This is a genomic window from Flavobacterium hydrophilum (assembly GCF_003202405.1).
Classification (GTDB): domain Bacteria; phylum Bacteroidota; class Bacteroidia; order Flavobacteriales; family Flavobacteriaceae; genus Flavobacterium; species Flavobacterium hydrophilum.
On record NZ_QJHL01000005.1, the window covers coordinates 266,522 to 284,959 of the forward strand.

Annotated in this window: 18 protein-coding genes; 12 read left to right on the forward strand and 6 right to left on the reverse strand. The window is 32.9% G+C overall.

Annotated features, from left to right (window positions below; translation table 11 throughout):
* The first annotated feature begins 43 nt into the window (after positions 1-43).
* The 4 genes from DMB68_RS19445 (at position 44) to DMB68_RS19460 (ending at position 2,962) form a co-directional block, all read left to right on the forward strand.
* The gene (locus tag DMB68_RS19445) at positions 44-1,300 is read left to right on the forward strand and encodes a dihydroorotase (protein WP_110348300.1); all 1,257 of its coding nucleotides are present in this window, start codon (positions 44-46) and stop codon (positions 1,298-1,300) included.
* A gap of 4 nt (positions 1,301-1,304) precedes the next feature.
* A complete protein-coding gene (locus tag DMB68_RS19450) occupies positions 1,305-1,631 on the forward strand; it encodes a hypothetical protein (RefSeq protein WP_110348301.1) in 327 nt (108 codons plus the stop codon).
* A gap of 97 nt (positions 1,632-1,728) precedes the next feature.
* Positions 1,729-2,373, forward strand: coding sequence for an alpha/beta hydrolase (locus DMB68_RS19455; protein WP_110348302.1), 645 nt, complete (start codon positions 1,729-1,731; stop codon positions 2,371-2,373).
* A 22-nt stretch (positions 2,374-2,395) separates the two neighbouring features.
* A complete protein-coding gene (locus tag DMB68_RS19460; RefSeq protein WP_124019455.1) occupies positions 2,396-2,962 on the forward strand; it encodes a hypothetical protein in 567 nt (188 codons plus the stop codon).
* A gap of 46 nt (positions 2,963-3,008) precedes the next feature.
* On the opposite strand, the gene DMB68_RS19465 is transcribed toward DMB68_RS19460, so the two are convergent.
* Positions 3,009-3,512 (reverse strand): hypothetical protein, encoded by a 504-nt coding sequence (locus tag DMB68_RS19465; RefSeq protein ID WP_110348304.1) that lies wholly within the window; start codon positions 3,510-3,512, stop codon positions 3,009-3,011.
* Between the two features lie 13 nt (positions 3,513-3,525).
* Positions 3,526-4,290, reverse strand: coding sequence for an MBL fold metallo-hydrolase (locus tag DMB68_RS19470; RefSeq protein ID WP_110348305.1), 765 nt, complete (start codon positions 4,288-4,290; stop codon positions 3,526-3,528).
* 92 nt (positions 4,291-4,382) lie between these two features.
* Here DMB68_RS19470 and DMB68_RS19475 point away from each other — a divergent pair, with 92 nt between their 5' ends.
* The 7 genes from DMB68_RS19475 (at position 4,383) to DMB68_RS19505 (ending at position 14,341) form a co-directional block, all read left to right on the forward strand.
* Positions 4,383-5,840 carry a TonB-dependent receptor gene (locus DMB68_RS19475; protein WP_110348306.1) on the forward strand — a complete coding sequence of 486 codons (1,458 nt, stop codon included), beginning with the start codon at positions 4,383-4,385 and terminating at the stop codon, positions 5,838-5,840.
* Positions 5,841-5,981: 141 nt separating this feature from the next.
* Positions 5,982-6,509 carry an NADPH-dependent FMN reductase gene (locus DMB68_RS19480; protein WP_110348307.1) on the forward strand — a complete coding sequence of 176 codons (528 nt, stop codon included), beginning with the start codon at positions 5,982-5,984 and terminating at the stop codon, positions 6,507-6,509.
* A complete protein-coding gene (locus DMB68_RS19485) occupies positions 6,509-7,489 on the forward strand; it encodes a transglutaminase domain-containing protein (RefSeq protein ID WP_110348308.1) in 981 nt (326 codons plus the stop codon). The genes DMB68_RS19480 and DMB68_RS19485 overlap by 1 nt, the downstream gene beginning before the upstream one ends.
* A gap of 90 nt (positions 7,490-7,579) precedes the next feature.
* Positions 7,580-8,755: a nicotinate phosphoribosyltransferase gene (pncB, locus tag DMB68_RS19490; RefSeq protein WP_110348309.1), complete on the forward strand. Its 1,176-nt coding sequence runs from the start codon at positions 7,580-7,582 to the stop codon at positions 8,753-8,755.
* Positions 8,756-8,918: 163 nt separating this feature from the next.
* Complete coding sequence (locus tag DMB68_RS19495) at positions 8,919-10,787, forward strand: DNA topoisomerase IV subunit B (RefSeq protein ID WP_110348310.1); 1,869 nt, start codon at positions 8,919-8,921, stop codon at positions 10,785-10,787.
* Positions 10,788-11,024: 237 nt separating this feature from the next.
* The gene (locus DMB68_RS19500) at positions 11,025-11,588 is read left to right on the forward strand and encodes a hypothetical protein (protein WP_110348311.1); all 564 of its coding nucleotides are present in this window, start codon (positions 11,025-11,027) and stop codon (positions 11,586-11,588) included.
* 32 nt (positions 11,589-11,620) lie between these two features.
* The gene (locus tag DMB68_RS19505; RefSeq protein WP_110348312.1) at positions 11,621-14,341 is read left to right on the forward strand and encodes a DNA gyrase/topoisomerase IV subunit A; all 2,721 of its coding nucleotides are present in this window, start codon (positions 11,621-11,623) and stop codon (positions 14,339-14,341) included.
* Between the two features lie 66 nt (positions 14,342-14,407).
* Here the strand turns inward: DMB68_RS19505 and bcp are convergent, their stop codons facing one another.
* Positions 14,408-14,860 (reverse strand): thioredoxin-dependent thiol peroxidase, encoded by a 453-nt coding sequence (bcp, locus tag DMB68_RS19510; protein ID WP_110348313.1) that lies wholly within the window; start codon positions 14,858-14,860, stop codon positions 14,408-14,410.
* A 261-nt stretch (positions 14,861-15,121) separates the two neighbouring features.
* On the opposite strand from bcp, the gene DMB68_RS19515 reads away from it, so the two are divergent.
* The gene (locus DMB68_RS19515) at positions 15,122-15,772 is read left to right on the forward strand and encodes an endonuclease III domain-containing protein (RefSeq protein ID WP_110348314.1); all 651 of its coding nucleotides are present in this window, start codon (positions 15,122-15,124) and stop codon (positions 15,770-15,772) included.
* Between the two features lie 81 nt (positions 15,773-15,853).
* On the opposite strand, the gene DMB68_RS19520 is transcribed toward DMB68_RS19515, so the two are convergent.
* From DMB68_RS19520 to DMB68_RS19525, 3 genes are all read right to left on the reverse strand, one after another.
* Positions 15,854-16,918, reverse strand: coding sequence for a tetratricopeptide repeat protein (locus DMB68_RS19520; protein ID WP_231131698.1), 1,065 nt, complete (start codon positions 16,916-16,918; stop codon positions 15,854-15,856).
* A gap of 495 nt (positions 16,919-17,413) precedes the next feature.
* Complete coding sequence (locus DMB68_RS23420) at positions 17,414-17,557, reverse strand: hypothetical protein (protein ID WP_165830175.1); 144 nt, start codon at positions 17,555-17,557, stop codon at positions 17,414-17,416.
* Between the two features lie 51 nt (positions 17,558-17,608).
* Entirely contained in the window at positions 17,609-18,193 is a 585-nt protein-coding gene (locus DMB68_RS19525) for an RNA polymerase sigma factor (RefSeq protein WP_110348315.1), read from the reverse strand.
* Positions 18,194-18,438: the final 245 nt, after the last annotated feature.

Sequence of the window (18,438 nt, forward strand, 5' to 3'; positions counted from 1 at the left end):
TACTTTTTACAAAAATCATTTTACGACAAAAAAACATCTACATATGAAAATAATCATCAGAAGCGCCAAAATTATCGATTCAAAAAGTCCGTTTCACAATCAGACAGTTGATCTTTTAATTGCAGATGGTTTAATTGAAAAAATAGGAACATCCATTCTTGACATTGACGATACAACCGAAGTTAAGTTTGAAAACTTACACCTTTCCCAAGGTTGGTTTGACAGCAGTGTCTCTTTTGGAGAGCCTGGTTACGAAGACAGAGAAACGATAGCAAACGGTTTAAATGTTGCTGCAAAAAGCGGATTTACTGCCATTGCTTTACAACCTAACTCCTACCCGATTATTGATAACCAATCGCAGGTAAATTTCGTAAAAAACAAAGCAAATGGTTTTGCCACAGAATTATTTCCTATTGGTGCTTTAACCAAAGCCAGCGAAGGAAAAGACATGGCCGAATTGTTTGACATGAAAAAATCCGGAGCTATCGCTTTTGGAGATTATAATAAAAGTCTGGACAACGCCAATCTGCTTAAAATAGCCTTACAATATGTGCAGGATTTTGACGGTTTAGTAATTGCCTATTCTCAGGATGCCAACATCAAAGGAAACGGAGTGGCAAACGAAGGAATTGTTTCGACAAGATTAGGTTTAAAAGGAATTCCGAATTTAGCCGAAGAATTACAAATAGCAAGAAACTTATTTTTACTTGAATATACAGGTGGAAAACTTCATATTCCAACCATTTCTACAGCAAAATCAGTCGAATTAATAAAAGCAGCAAAAGCTAAAGGAGTACAAGTTACTAGTAGTGTTTGTGTTCATCATTTAGTTCTAATAGATGAAAAACTGGAAGGTTTTGACACACGTTTTAAAGTTACACCGCCATTGCGAACTGAAGCTGACAGAACAGCTCTTGTAGATGCCGTTTTAGACGGAACAATCGATATGATAACTTCAGATCATAACCCTATTGATATTGAATTCAAAAAAATGGAATTTGATACTGCGAAAAACGGAACTATAGGTTTAGAAAGTGCTTTTGGAGCTTTATTAACGGTTTTACCTTTAGAAACTGTAATTGAAAAACTAACTTCAGGAAGAGTTGTTTTTGGTCTTGAAAACAATACGATTGAAGAAGGTGCAAAAGCTAATTTCACGTTTTTTACTCCAGAAGGAAAATCAACTTTTACAAAAGAAAACATTCTTTCAAAATCTAAAAATTCTGCTTTTTTAGGAACTGAAATCAAAGGTTCTGTGTATGGAATTTTAAATCAAAATCAACTTGTCATCACAAAATAATAAAATGAATAATTCAATCGAAGAGGGGAAATCAATCGCCATTACCAGTTATATTTTAATTATTGGCGTATTAATTGCGATGTCGATGAATGCTGAAAATAAAAATAGTTTTGCTTCTTTTCATATTCGTCAGGCGTTAGGATTGTCTTTGGCTTTTATTTCTTTTGGAGCTATAATAAGTAATTTTGACAGCTTTTTTATCACTTTCCCAATGTGGATCTGTATTTCTATTTTATGGACATACGGAATTTTTAGTGCTATTCAAGGACAGACAAGACCAATTCCTTTAGTTGGAAATTTATTTCAAAAATGGTTTAAATCTATTGGATAGTAAATTACAAATTTTTAAATTGATTCGCCAGTTTGCTGTTACTCGTCCCCAGATTCAAACAATTTACATTTCACAACTCACAATTCACCATTAAAAAATGAACCTATCTTTAGAATATAAAATACAAGAACCAAAAATAATTTTAGATAAAAATCCGTTATTGCTTTTGTTACACGGATACGGCAGCAACGAAGCCGATTTGTTTTCGTTTGCTACTGAACTTCCAGATAATTATTACGTTATTTCCGCAAGAGCGCCTTATGATTTACAATATGGTGCCTATGCATGGTACGCTATCAATTTTGATGCTGATCAAAATAAATTTTCAGACAACGAGCAGGCTAAAACTTCACGTGATATAATCGCTGGTTTTATTGATGAATTGATCGCAAATTATCCTATTGACACTAATAATGTAACATTGATTGGTTTTAGCCAGGGTTCCATTTTAAGTTATTCCGTGGCACTTTCATATCCGGAAAAAATTCAACGGGTTGTAGCAATGAGTGGTTATTTTAATGAAGAAATCATAAAAGAAGGTTATGAGAAAAACGATTTCAAAAACCTGAAAATATTCGCTTCACACGGGACAGTAGATCAGGTTATTCCAATTGAATGGGCCAGAAAAACTCCTAATATTTTAGAAAATTTAAATATCCCGGTTACTTATAAGGAATATCCTGTTGGTCATGGCGTGGCTCCTCAGAATTTCTTTGATTTTAAGAATTGGCTGGGTAAATAGCCTTCAATTAAAAAACACTTTTATGAGTAATTATAAAATTATTGATTCTAGAAATATTTTCATAATTACTCTTATTGTCATCCCATTAACAATTTTATCCGTTTGGATTTTGGGCCTGGTGCTTGATAATTCAATCTTCAAAAATTCATTAATTTCCACCACAATTTTATCTCTTGCTTTCTTTTTATTTATCTCAATCGGATTATATAAAGGAATTAAAATAAAAGATAATTTGGGAGAGCTCGAACAGGAAAATATATTTTTTCAAAAAAACATAGCTATTGACTCAGATATTCCGGACGTTGGAGAAGGAATAATTGGAGTTATATTTAGTATCCTTTTATGGTTGATTGTTTCTATCATAGCCAGTTATTTATTTTGGGCTTTTGAGACTATATTATGGATTACAATCTTAAATTTTATCGGAATACTTTATTGGATTTTTTTCAGAGCATTAAGACTCGTTTTTAAAAAATCATCTGTTTGTAAAAACAATTTTTCAAAAAGTATTTTATATGCTTTTAGTTTTACAATATTGTATAACTTCTGGATCTATGCAATCATTTTTATGACTCATCATGTTTTCTAAAACAAAAACAGAAATAATTTAAAACAAAAAAATAGGATTAAAAATCCTATTTTTGATATAACCAGGTTTGATTTACTTCAAAAGTTATATTTTCCTTATCATCAACAAAATACTTCAATAGTACCTCTCCCCATAACTCTCCATTACTGTAATCAGCAATGATCCATCTGTGGTTTAATATTTTTACTTTATTAATAATAAATTTATTCGGACCAATTTTATCCTGTCCTGTATAAGGATTTCCGTTTGGATTAGCATTTAAATCTAATAATTTTTCAGTCACTACCGGAATAAGTTTTTCGAACAGGATTACTTTTCCACCAGAAGCACTATTATCAAAATAATTTTGAGCATTTTCATTGTTTTCCAAAGAAAAATAGTTTGATTCTGCCAGTTTTGTCGAAACTGTACTTATGCTGTCTCTAAGTCTTTTAGTCGTTTTATCATATCTTTCCTTTTCAAATTTCACTTCTCTGCTGTAGAACATATAAGTAAAAATATTCATTAAAATTGCTAATAAAAAAAGATAAAGCATTAAGGATTTCTTCATTTTGTAGGTATAATTAAATGGTGATTTCTAAATTATCATAAGCCAGGAAAACATTTTCAGGAAGTTGCTTCTGAACTTCTGCATGAAATCCCAAAACATGGCTAATGTGGGTTAAATAAGCTTTTTCAGGTTTTACTAAATTGATAAAATCAAGCGCTTCCTGCAAATTAAAATGGGTATCATGAGGCTCCACACGCAAGGCATTCACAACCAGAACTTTCAGATTTTTCAATTTTTTAACCTCTGCCTTGTCGATTGTTTTTACATCTGTTAAATAGGCAAAATCATCTATTCTATAACCAAAAACCTGTAAATCACCGTGCATAACATTTATTGGAATAGCGGTTTTATCTCCAATTGCAAAGGGTTTGTCATTGATTACTTCAATAGTTTTTACACTTGGTGCGCCCGGATATTTATTTACCGTTTCAAAAACATAATCAAAACGTTTTCTGAGATTATCAATCACACGCTGATGTGCATAAACCGGAATTTCGCCTTGTCTGAAATTATACGGACGAATATCATCTAAACCAGCCGTGTGATCGGCATGTTCGTGAGTAAATAAAATTGCATCGAGTTTTCGACAGCCGCAGGAAAGCATTTGCTGCCTGAAATCCGGTCCGCAGTCTACAACATAAGAATGCTCGTCCCATGTGATCCAAATCGACACACGAAGCCTTTTATCTTTTGCATCTGTGCTCTTACAAACAGGATGATCAATCCCAATGATGGGAATACCTTGAGAAGTACCGGTACCTAAAAAATAGATCTTCAATTGAACTTGTTTTTTTTTACAAAAATAGGGATTATTTCTCTTTCATTAGAACGCTAATTTACTAACTTTGTAACAAATCTATTTAAAATAAAATGGGCACAGAAATAAAACTCAAAGGTGACAAGGTCATCGCTCAGATTCCTTCTATAAAAGACAAAGCACTACGCATTAATTTAAACGAGAATATTTACGGAACTTTTGCAGAAATTGGGGCCGGACAAGAAACTGTCAGACATTTTTTCAGATCCGGAGGTTCCTCAGGAACAATTGCAAAAGCGATGTCTGCCTATGATAAAGATTTTAGTGATGCTGTTTACGGAACTGAAGGTGACGGACGTTACGTAACTGAAAACCGACTCAAAAAAATGTTAACCTTTGAAGGAGAACTTATTGAAGAACGTTTGAGCAGAGAAAAACACCCAAATAAACTTTTTTTTAGTTATGCCAACACTGTTGCTACTATAGATTTTGCCAAACAATTTAAAGGGCACGGTTGGGTTGGAATCCGATATCAGATTGAACCTGACGAAGCTTACAACGAAATTATTCTGCACATTCGTTTTAAAGAAACCGATGCCCGATTACAGCAGGAAACATTAGGGATTTTGGGTGTTAACCTGATTTACGGTGCTTTCTACAAATATAATGACCCTAAACGTTTACTTCGTTATTTATACGATCACCTCGATAAAGACCAATTAGAAATTGATACTATTAACTTCTCAGGACCTCGTTTTGCAGATGTTGACAATCGTTTAATGAGTCTTCAACTGGTAAAAAATGGCATGACAGATGCCGTAATGTTTAATCCTGAAGGAAAAAACGTTTTACCGGCAGCTATTTTATACAAGAAGAACCTTCTTGCTTTTAGAGGAAGTTTCCGTCCTGTTACCAATGTAAATGTGGACATGTACAGAAAATCTTTAAGAATGTTTCTTGAAGAAAATAAGGTTGAGAAAGAAAACACATTAGTCGTTTTTGAAATTACGCTTTCAAACCTGCGTTCTGATGGTGAAATTGATGAACGTGATTTTATGGACAGAGCCGAATTACTTTGTTCATTAGGCCAGACTGTTATGATTTCTAATTTTCAGGAATATTACAAAGTAGTGGAATATTTTTCTAATTATACCAAAGCCCGTATGGGACTTGCAATGGGCGTAAATAATTTAGTCGATATCTTTGACGAGAAATATTACCGCCATTTAAGTGGAGGAATCCTCGAAGCTTTCGGAAAATTATTCTATCGCGATATGAAAGTATTTTTATATCCAATGCTCGGTGAAGATGGAGAAATTATTACTTCTGAAAACCTGAAAGTACATCCAAGAATGAAAGAATTGTACAAATTCTTTAAATTTAACGGAAAAGTGGTTGATATTGTAGACTACAATCCTGATATCTTAAATGTATTCTCCCGTGAGGTATTAAAAATGATTAGCAATGGAACACCTGGCTGGGAACCTATGCTTCCATCTGGAGTTGCCGAAATCATCAAAGAGCATCACCTTTTTGGGTATCATCCTCAAAAAACATTAGAACAGAATTAAATCAAATTATATAAAATTCAAATCACAAAAGTCCAAAATAGAGCAATTCTTTTTTGGACTTTTATTTTACTGAAATTTATTGCATTTAATTACGTTTTAAATTATATTTAATTTTTAGTAATTTTAATAAAAAACAAAACCATGAAAATAATCGCATTTGCTGGAAGTAACAGCCAACAATCTATCAATAAACATTTAGCAGCTTATGCAGCAAATCAATTTGAGAATGCAGAAATAGAAGTTTTAGATTTAAATGATTTTGCAATGCCTTTATTCAGTGTTGATTTAGAAAAAGAAATTGGCCAGCACGAAATCGCAAAATCGTTTCTAAAAAAAATAGAAAGTGCAGATATTCTGGTTGTCTCCCTTGCTGAAAATAATGGGAATTATTCGACTGCTTTTAAAAACGTTTTCGATTGGAGTTCGAGAATTTTAAAAGATGTGTTCCAGCAAAAACCAATGCTTTTGATGGCAACTTCACCTGGAGCAAGAGGTGGTGCTTCGGTTTTAGAAATTGCAAAAACGGCTTTTCCAAGATATGGTGCTCAGGTAAAAGGGCTTTTTTCATTACCTTCTTTCAATGCGAATTTTGATCTGGAAAAAAATGAAATCTCAAATCCTGAATTCGATAATGAACTAAAAACAATTGTAAAAAACAGTTTTAATTAATGAAAATAAAACAATTCGTTCTTGTATTTATATTTTTAAATGTTGTTTTCCTGCACGTCTCTTATTCTCAAAGATATAATGCTGTTGATAATATCATTTTGAAATATCCTAAAAACTTTAGCAGCACAGAGGAATTAGCAGAAAGAATCGATAAAGATTTTAAATCCGATTATGACAAAGCCCGGGCTATTTACAGCTGGATGGCTTTTAATATAAAATATGATTTTAATGCTTTTTTAAATCCGCCAAAAACGCAACGTTTCTCTTATCGCACGGAAGAAGAAAAGCAAAGAAAAATACAGGAATTTAATACTCAAATGCTACAAAAGGCTTTCAAATCTGAAAAAGCGGTATGTGAAGGTTTTACGCTGCTATTTCAGCATTTAAGCTCATTAGTTGGAATTAAATCTGAAATTATTAAAGGAGATTCAAAAACAAAATTAGCTGATATTGGCCGAAAAAACACCTCTTCAAATCACGCATGGAATACCGCTTTAATTGATGGAAAATGGCGTTTAATTGACGTTACCTGGGGACAAGGTTATTATGACAATAGCAAAGGCAGAATGGTAAAAGATTTTGATCCCGCCTATTTTGATACAGAACCTGATTATTTTTTTGCAAAGCATTTTCCTGATTCAGGTTCCTTTCTTGGCAAGAAATTAAACAAAGATGAGTTTCTAAATGGCCCTTTAATTTACAACAAAACCATTACAGGAGATAATAAAATCATAACACCTGAATCCGGAATAATTGAAGTCAATAATGGTGATAAAATAACTTTTGTGATAAAAAACATTTCAAAATCAGATCCCTTTTATTACTTAAACAAAAAAAATCAACCTATCCGAATAGTTAACTCAAAAGAAAAAAGAGGTGCTTTGGAATTTCAAGTTATTTTTGATAATACAATCGGAAATTATATTACATTTTATCTGGAAACAAATAGTATTGTTTCTTTTAAAGTTGTTCAGAAATAATTACAGTAACTCTTCTATTCCGTAATTTCTTTATTTTATTGAATTGGCGTAACTTTACTGATAAGTAAAATGATACACAGTAAATAGGTCATGGAAACAACTTTTTTGAAATCGATCTTAGACAATGATTTCTATAAATTTACGATGCAGCATGCTGTAATCAGACTTTTCCCAAAAGCAAAAGTTCGTTATGGCTTTATCAATCGTGGCAAGCACACTTTCCCATCAGGTTTTGCGGATTTACTTCGAAAATCGGTAGACGCAATGGCAGATCTGAAACTGACAAAAGACGAAAAGAATTATTTATCACACTACTGTCCGTATCTCGATCCTACCTATTTAGATTTTCTGCAAGGCTACAGCTATGATCCATCAGAGGTTCAAATTACCCAGGAAGGCTCAGAAATCAAAGTTACAATTGAAGGTTATTGGTATCGTACTATTTTGTGGGAAGTGCCATTGATGGCCTTAATTTCAGAGCTTTTTTATAAATCAAATCATTTAATCCGATTAAATGATGAAGCCATAAAAGAACGGACCAAAAACAAAGTTGATGATTACAATAAACTCGGAGTTTCTGTTTTAGAATTCGGTACCAGACGCCGTCATTCTTACGATGTACATCAATTAGTAAATGAAACATTAAGAACTTATGGCTCTGAAAGTTTCATGGGAACCAGCAACGTTCATTTTGCAATGATTAACAACAGAAGACCATTAGGAACCCATGCACACGAATGGTTTATGTTCCATGCTGCACAATACGGTTTTAAAATGGCCAATTCAATCAGTCTTGAGCATTGGACACAAGTTTACGAAGGAGACCTCGGGATTGCATTGACAGACACTTACACTACAGATATATTTTTCAATCAGTTTGACAAAAAATATTCTAAACTTTTTGATGGTGTTCGTCACGACAGCGGTGATCCGATTGACTTTGCGCAAAAAGTGATTTCGCATTATACAAAAATGGGAATTGACCCAAAATCAAAAGCGATTGTTTTCTCTGATTCCCTCAATTTTGACAAAGTTAAAATCATAGCAGATTTCTGTAGGGATAAAATCAGAATGTCTTTTGGAATCGGAACCAATTTCACCAATGACGTTGGTCTCCCGGCTATGAATATGGTGATTAAATTAACCGATACAAAACCCGAGAACACACATTGGCAAGGCGTGGTAAAACTTTCAGATGAAAAAAACAAAAATACGGGAACTCCCGAAATGATTGAGCTCGCAAAACAAGTACTTGAAATTAAATAGCTTTTTTTACTGGAAAAAGCATTTTTATCATGTTTTAGCTCCCATTTTATTTTTAAAATCAATTTAAATAGATTTTAAACTGTTACTATTAATAACAAAAAGGAAATACGCTTTTATTTTTTACCGATAAATGGTACATTAGCCAAAAATCCTAAATTCATTTATGCTAGAGCAAAATCAATACAACGAAGATAATATTCGTTCACTCGATTGGAAGGAACATATTCGTATGCGTCCGGGTATGTACATCGGGAAATTAGGGGACGGATCATCACCGGATGATGGTATTTATATTCTTTTAAAAGAGGTTCTGGACAACTGTATCGATGAATTCGTTATGGGTGCCGGAAAAACCATCGAAGTAACAATCAAGGACAAAACGGTTTCTGTTCGTGATTACGGACGTGGAATTCCGTTGGGAAAAGTAGTCGATGTAGTTTCAAAAATGAATACGGGTGGAAAGTACGATTCTAAAGCTTTCCAAAAATCAGTTGGTCTTAATGGTGTCGGAACAAAAGCAGTAAATGCTTTGTCAGATTATTTCCGTGTAGAATCTGTTCGTGACGATAAACAAAAAGCGGCTGAGTTCTCTGCCGGGAACCTGGTTCAGGAAGAAGATGTTATCGATACAACAAAACGAAAAGGAACAAAAGTGACTTTCACGCCAGACGAATCTATCTTTAAGAACTTTAAATTCCGTTTAGAATATGTAATTAAAATGGTAAAAAACTATTGCTACCTAAACAATGGTTTGACTATTATTTTTAATGGCGAAAAATACATTTCAGAAAACGGTCTTCGCGATTTATTAGAAGAAACAATCAACGAAGAAGATTTAGAATATCCGATCATTCATTTGAAAGATCATGATATCGAAATTGCTCTTACGCATAGTAAAACACAATACAGCGAAGAATATCATTCTTTTGTAAACGGTCAGAACACTACACAGGGAGGAACGCACTTAGCAGCTTATAGAGAAGCTATTGTAAAAACAATTCGTGAATTTTACAATAAAAATTTCGAAGCATCAGATGTCCGTAAATCGATTGTAAGTGCGATTAGTATTAAAGTTATGGAACCGGTTTTTGAGTCTCAGACCAAAACCAAATTAGGTTCTACTGATATGGGGTCTGATGACGGAACGCCCGCAGTTTCTGTTCGTACTTTCGTTAATGATTTTGTTAAAAATAAATTAGACAATTATTTACACAAAAATCCGCCAACAGCCGAAGCCTTATTACGAAAAATTCTTCAGGCAGAACGTGAGCGTAAAGAATTGTCGGGAATTAGAAAACTGGCGACAGATCGTGCTAAAAAAGCTAATCTTCACAATAAAAAATTAAGAGATTGTCGTGCACACCTTCCGGATACCAAAAACCCAAGAAACTTAGAAAGTACGCTTTTTATTACCGAGGGAGATTCGGCTTCGGGATCGATTACAAAGTCCCGAGACGTAAATACACAGGCAGTTTTCAGTTTGCGTGGTAAACCTCTGAATTCATACGGAATGAGCAAAAAAATCGTGTATGAAAACGAAGAATTTAACTTGCTACAAGCTGCATTAGATATCGAAGACGGATTAGAAAAACTAAGATACAATAACATCGTAATCGCAACCGATGCCGATGTCGATGGAATGCACATTCGTTTGTTATTGATTACTTTCTTTTTGCAGTTTTTCCCGGAATTAATAAAAGAAGGGCATTTATATATATTACAAACACCTCTTTTCAGGGTTCGAAACAGAAAAGAAACGATTTATTGTTATTCTGAAGACGAGAGAAAAGATGCGATCGAAAAACTAAAACCAAAACCGGAAATCACCCGATTTAAAGGTTTAGGAGAGATTTCTCCGGATGAGTTCAAGAACTTTATCGGAGATACGATTCGCCTTGACCCGGTTATGATGGACAAACACACTTCGATTGAGCAGTTGTTGTCTTTCTATATGGGTAAAAACACACCGGACAGACAGGATTTTATTATCAAGAACCTGAAGGTGGAAATTGATGAATTGGAAGAAATATAAAAAATGGAATGGAAAAGAAGAAATTAATTTATGCAGCACTAGTGTTCATTGTAAGTTTTGCAATCACTTATGTTTTAATCAAAAATTACAAAAAGAGTAAGAATACAATTGAAAACGTTCAGACTAAATAATATATACAAATTCGTTAACAATGTCTAAGAATTTGCAAATTGATTTTTTTTAAGTAATTTTTTGTAGTGGCTATAGAACCTGCAAAGTAAATAATCCTATAGTTCTATGAAGAAAATTATATTTTTGATTATCACTTTTATATTCATCTCTTGTAAGAAAGAGAAAGAAAACTCTCAATCTGATGAAAGTCCAATGGTAGCTAAATCTGCAACAGAAATAATCAAAGAAAGAGAGTTTCCTTTAAAAGAATTATCCAAGGTTGAAATTTTATCTTATGAGAATAGGATGTATTGGGATAAACAAAGTAAAGAAACAAAGTATAATAAATATACAAAAGACCTTGTTGTTGATTATAAATTGAATTTCGACAGTACTAAGGTTAAAGAAAGAGTATTATTAGATTCGGTACTAAAAACAGAATTACTGGAATTAATGTTTCAGGATAGTTGTAAAGTAGAAGAGTTACCTGCAGATTGTTATATGCCACGGCATATGATACTTTTTAGAGATCATAAAAATAGAATAATTGGCTATAAAGAACTTTGTTTAGGATGTAAAGGTTTTAGAGAATCAAAAAATCTGGAAAATTACAATGGCTTTTGCTTTAGTCAAATGGAGGAGCTTTTTAAAAAAGCAGGTATCAAATATTTTGACGATGATTATGAATAAAAAAAGTTTACTGAAATAATTCAGCATATAAAATGAAAGACGAAGAAGACGATAACATAATTCCAAACGACGACGAAAATAATCAGGATGAAAACCAGATTGATGACAATCAAAATGGAGATGATGATGAGATTATCGACGTAGATGCCAAGCATTTTGAAGGACAGCATTTTTACGAAAATCAGGAAGAAGAAGGCGAAGACGTGATAACCAAAGTAACCGGAATGTACAAAGACTGGTTTCTGGATTACGCTTCATACGTAATTCTGGAACGTGCAGTTCCTGCCATCGAGGACGGATTCAAACCTGTTCAGCGTCGTATTATGCACTCTTTGAAAGAACTGGATGATGGTCGTTATAATAAAGTTGCCAATGTTGTAGGCCACACCATGCAGTATCACCCACATGGAGATGCGAGTATCGGTGATGCAATGGTACAGATTGGTCAGAAAGATTTATTGATTGACTGCCAGGGAAACTGGGGAAATATCTTAACAGGCGACGGTGCGGCTGCTTCGCGTTATATTGAGGCACGTTTATCTAAATTTGCTTTAGAGGTTTTATATTCTCCAAAAATTACCGATTGGGGAGTTTCTTACGATGGTCGTCGTGCTGAACCCAACAATCTTCCGGTAAAATTTCCTTTACTTTTAGCACAAGGAGCTGAAGGAATTGCCGTTGGTCTTTCCACGAAAGTTTTACCACACAACTTCAACGAATTAATAGACGCTTCGATAAAAATCTTAAAAGGAAAAGCTTTTACGCTTTATCCTGATTTTATGACTGCGGGTATTGCAGACGTTTCAAATTACAATGACGGTTTACGTGGCGGACGTGTACGTGTGCGTGCTAAAATTTCGCAATTAGACAAAAATACATTGGTGATTACACAGATTCCGTTTTCGACCAATACTTCGACTTTAATTGACAGTATTTTGAAAGCCAATGATAAAGGTAAAATCAAAATCAAGAAAATTGAAGACAATACGGCTGCCGATGTTGAGATTTTAATTCACCTTTTCCCAGGCGTTTCTCCTGATAAAACAATTGATGCTTTGTTTGCTTTTACAGCCTGTGAAACTTCTGTAGCCCCTTTAGGCTGTGTCATTGAAGACAACAAACCATTGTTTATCGGAGTTTCTGAAATGTTGAAAATTTCAACACACAGAACTGTTGATTTGCTTCGTCAGGAATTAGAAATTCAATTAGAAGAATTAAAAAATAAATGGCATTTTTCTACTCTGGAGAAAATTTTCATTCGTGAGGAAATGTACATCGATTTCAAATTATACGGTGACAGAGAATCCCTTTACAAATATTTGTATGACCGATTTGAGCCTTTTAAAAAATCATTCGTCAGAGAAATTAATGACGATGATTTACAAAGACTGACTCAAATCCCTATGATTCGTATTACACGTTTCGACTCTGATAAAGCTGATGATTTAATTGCGAAGTTAGAGGATGAAATGAAAGAAGTAGAACACAATCTGGAACATCTTACAGATTTTGCGATAGCTTATTTCACCAAACTAAAAGAGAAGTACGGAAAAGGTCGTGAACGCCAGACAGAACTTCGTGTGTTTGATAATGTTGAGGCGACAAAAGTAGTTTTACGAAACACCAAATTATATGTAAACCGTGAAGAAGGTTTTGTTGGGACGAGCTTAAAAAAAGACGAATATGTTGGGGATTGCTCCGATATTGATGATGTAATTGTCTTTTTACGTGATGGTACTATGATGATTACAAAAGTGGATGCCAAAACATTTGTAGGTAAAGATATTATACACATTGCCGTTTTTGACAAGAGCGATAAACGAACCATTTACAACATGATTTACCGGGATGGAAAATCAGGCCCATCTTACATTAAACGTTTTAACGTCACGGGAATAACCAGAGATAAAGCATATGATTTAACGAACGGAACCAAAGGTTCGCAGGTTGTTTATTTTTCGCATAATCCGAACGGAGAAGCTGAGGTTGTAACCATTTTGCTTCGTCAGATTGGGACAATTAAAAAATTGAAATTCGATATTGATTTTGCCGCTCTGGCAATTAAAGGCCGTGCTTCAAAAGGGAATTTGGTGACTAAATATCCAATCAAAAAAATCGAATTAAAAGAAAAAGGAATTTCGACGTTACTCCCAAGAAAAGTTTGGTTTGATGATACTGTAAAACGTTTAAATGTTGACGCAAGAGGAGAATTATTAGGAGAATTTAAACCAAGTGACAAAATCCTTGTTATCAGCCAGTCCGGAAAATTAAAAGTTATAATTCCGGAATTGTCTACTCATTTTGAGGAAGACATGATTGTACTGGAAAAATGGAAACCTAAGAAACCTATTTCGGCAATTTATTATGATGGTGAAAAAGAACGTTATTTTCTAAAACGTTTCCTTGTAGAAAACGAAGGTAAAGAAGAAAGCTTTATTACCGATCATCCAAATTCGCAATTAGAAATTGTATCGACTGATTATCGTCCTGTGGCACAATTGGTATTTGCAAAAGTAAAAGGAGTTCAGAAAGAAGACTTGCACATTGATGTTGAAGACTTTATAAGTGTAAAAGGTTTCAAGGCTTTAGGAAATCAATTGACGACTGATAAATTACGACAAGTTAATTTATTGGATCCATTACCTTATGAAGAACCTGTTGAAGAAATTCCTGAAAAACCAGAGATTTCAGATGATGATCCAGTGGAAACAGAATTAGATGACGATGGTCAGATAGGTTTGGTTTTAGAATAAATATTTGAATAGAAACAACACAAAATGCCCTTTTTGAAAGGGCATTTTTATTGGACTTTACTTTTATTATTTTAAAATTTGAGCGGCGTGTTCTTTTGTTTTGACCTGCGAAATAACCTCATCGATAATTCCGTTTTCATCAATTACGAATGTTGTTCTGTGAATCCCATCATATTCTCTTCCCATGAACTTTTTAGGTCCCCAAACGCCAAATGCATTGATTACTGATTTATCTTCATCTGCTAATAACGGAAACGGAAATTCGTATTTGTCTTTGAATTTCAACTGTACTTTTTGACTATCGGCACTTACACCAAGGAGTTCGTAATTATTAGCTTTAAAACGTTCAAAATTATCTCTTAAATCACATGCTTCTGCTGTACATCCCGGTGTGCTTGCTTTTGGATAAAAGAAAACTACTAATTTTTTACCTTTATAATCTGTTAATTGATGTGTTTTTCCTTCCTGATCAATTCCTGAAAAATTTGGGGCCTTATCGCCTTTTTTTAATGTTGTCATTTATTTTAGATGTTAGATTGTTGGACTTGCTTAGATTTTAATTGATAGTTAACAATTGATAATTGTCAATTATTTATGCCCCGGGTTGCAGTGAAAACCCCGGAATTGTGGGAGTTTACATTTTTTGCATTGACAAAGCGACCAGCGGAAGCTCTTGTGAATGCTTAAAAATGTTACTGCCGCAATGAGGAGTTGAAACGGAAAACCGGATTAGGCACAACATAAAAATTATACTATTTTTACAGCTTTAAAAATACGGAAATGAATAAAGAAGCCAGAGTACAATTTGTTATAAATACGTTAAAAGAACTCTACCCTACTATACCTGTACCGCTTGACCATAAAGATCCTTATACTTTATTGATTGCTGTTTTACTTTCTGCACAATGTACAGATGTCCGGGTAAATCAAATCACTCCTTTATTATTTGCTAAAGCTGATAATCCGTATGATATGATTAAAATGTCGGTGGAAGAAATTAAGGAAATTATACGTCCATGTGGTTTGTCTCCAATGAAATCGAAAGGAATTCATGGCTTGTCACATATTTTGATTGACAAACATAATGGTGAAGTTCCTCAGAGTTTTGAAGCACTCGAAGCTTTACCAGCCGTTGGACACAAAACAGCAAGTGTAGTGATGTCACAGGCATTTGGGGTTCCTGCTTTTCCGGTTGATACCCATATTCACAGATTAATGTATCGATGGAACCTCTCTAATGGAAAAAATGTGGTGCAGACAGAAAAAGATGCAAAAAGATTATTTCCAAGAGATTTGTGGAATGATTTACACCTTCAAATTATCTGGTACGGACGTGAGTATTCACCTGCAAGAGGCTGGAGTCTGGAAAAAGATATTATTACGAGAACTATTGGTAAAAAATCAATTATTGAAGAGATGAGCAAGGTTTAATCCTACTACTGCCAAACAAAAAAACAAAGGTTTTAATTTCTTCCCAAAAACCTTTGTTTTTTTTTACAGTTCCTTTAGTTTTTAGTTACTTATTGCTTTTAGTGAATTATATTCTTTTGTCATATCAAGTGATCTGTAAATTCCTAACAGCGTTTTTGTTACATCCGGGTTTTTTGGTTCAATAGACAACGCTTTTTGAAGATACGGGATTGCACTCCTGGTTATATCATCTTTTTTAGCGGTTAATTTATCATACTCCAGCATTTCTTTTTTAGAATTTCCTAAAGCATCTATCTTATCCACTAATTCTTTTTTGGATTGTAGTTTTAAATACGCCAGATTAATATAAGAATCAATAAAATTAGGATTTAACTCTACAAGATAATTGTAAGCTGCCTCGGCTTTAATAAAATCTTTTCGCTCCAAATAGGCATACGCTAAGTTCTTATAAACATCAAACTTTCTGGAAGGTATTGCTTCATTTCTCGGTTTTTCGTAAAGTCCTTCCTGAATATAGGAATCACGTGCTTTTGGAGAAATAAAAGCATCTTCTTCTTTTGTTTTTTTGTTAGTGGCGTAATAGATAATACCATTTCCTGAGAAATTAATTTTTTTTAACTGCTCATAATGCTGAATTGCCAAGTTGTATTCCTTTGCATTTAAATAGGCGGCAGCAGCATTATATAAGTTCAATGTATCTTTCTTATCAAACAAATATACTTTATAGCTCTTTTCGGCACTTTCCTTAAAATTACCTGCTTTGAAATCAGCAGTAGCACCATTTACAAGTTTAGATTTCATATCCTTTAAAGCTAAATTGGCTTTTACTGAAAATTTATATTTTCCGGATTCATTTTCATATAAAATTACATCTTGATAAGACTGAGAAGCATCAGAAAAATTATTAACCGCATCAATATTTTTGATAGCCAAATCCTTTAACACGTTTCCTTTTAAAAAATAAAAATCTGATTTTTCTTCATCCGGGGCATTCAAAATGAGGTATTCTGTCTTTTTTAAAATCACAAGTGCCTCATCTGACTTTCCTTTTTCAAACAAGGACTGAGCATCTTTTATTTGAGACTTTTGAGAATATACTCCAACATTTATCAATACTATTGATAACATTATAAATTTTATTTTCATGTTTTTGATTAGTTTGATTGTTAAAATAGATTTTTGATTAGCATTTTCTATGCTAAAACATCATTATCTTTTAAATCTATAAGATTCAAAAGGTGTATCAAACTAAATAAAATATGGAGGGTAGTTTTTTATCATATTAGCTGGTTTATTGGTTAGACATTTTATTTGTAAAAAAATCGTTTTTTAACAATATAAAAATTATAAATGTTTTTTTATATAACTTTTTTTGAATACAATTTATTTTTTATCTAAAATAGAATTAAAAAATGAATACGCAAATAAAAATTAAACTATTTTTCAAATAGGTCTTTAATGTAAATAATAACTTATAGTCATCATTTTTTTACAACATTCAGGATTACAAATATTTAACACTGTACACAATGAGAAATAAAAAAAGCTCACTATTCATATTTTCATACGAATAGTGAGCTTTAACCAAAACGACCATTTGGTTTTCTTTCGAATAAACATCCGACAAAAGTAGTGGGCTGCTTAATTAGCTATAATTTCAAAACTATTATTATCGATTTTCACAACTTTTAAAGCTTGTGAATAACTTAATAAAAAAGAAACGACTTCTTTCTTTGGTTTTAAATCTTTAGAAGCTAATGCTTTTTTAGAGTAAATTTTCGCCATACTATGAAAATGTTTTATATATAGTATAACGGGCTATTACTCAAAATAGTATTAGTTGGTTAAAATAATTTGATGCTTATCAATAATTTTTCTTAAATTCATTAGCGCATAACGCATTCTGCCTAGTGCTGTATTGATACTCACCCCTGTCAGTTCAGATATTTCCTTAAAGCTCATATCCTGATACATACGCATCACCAAAACTTCTTTTTGATCTTCAGGCAGCTCCTGAATCAGTTTTTTAAGATCCACTTCGACCTGATCTAAAATCATTTTACCTTCAATAGTTAAAGAATCGTCAGACATAATTGAAAAAATCGAAAATTCTTCTGTTTCTCTGTACATGGGCATTTTTTTTGTTTTGCGAAAGTGATCTACAATTAAATTGTGAGAGATACGCATGACCCAAGGCAGAAATTTACCTTCTTCATTATAACAATTGGATTTTAAAGTTTTAATAACTTTAATGAAAGTATCCTGAAAAATATCGTTTGAAACATCTCTATCAGCAATCTTAGAATATATAAATCCATATATTTTGGATTCGTGCCTTTTTATTAATGTCGCTAAAGCATTTTCATTGCCTTCAACATAATTTTTAACCAATAGAGCGTCAGGAATATGCAGATCAGCCATAATACTACTTTTTTAGTTTTGTTTAAAATTTGGAGTAATTTTCTAAAAAGTAATTTTATTGTATAGGCTTGTCTTTTTTTGAGTTGTTAATAATCAGTCCAAATTTAACAAATTTTTATTTTAAAAAGCAAATGAATAGAATAATAATTAATAATAAAATTGTAAATAATAGCAATTAATATTAAATTTCATCGATAAAGTGCTGTTAAATGTCAAATAATGGAAATGTTTTAACAGTTAAAAAA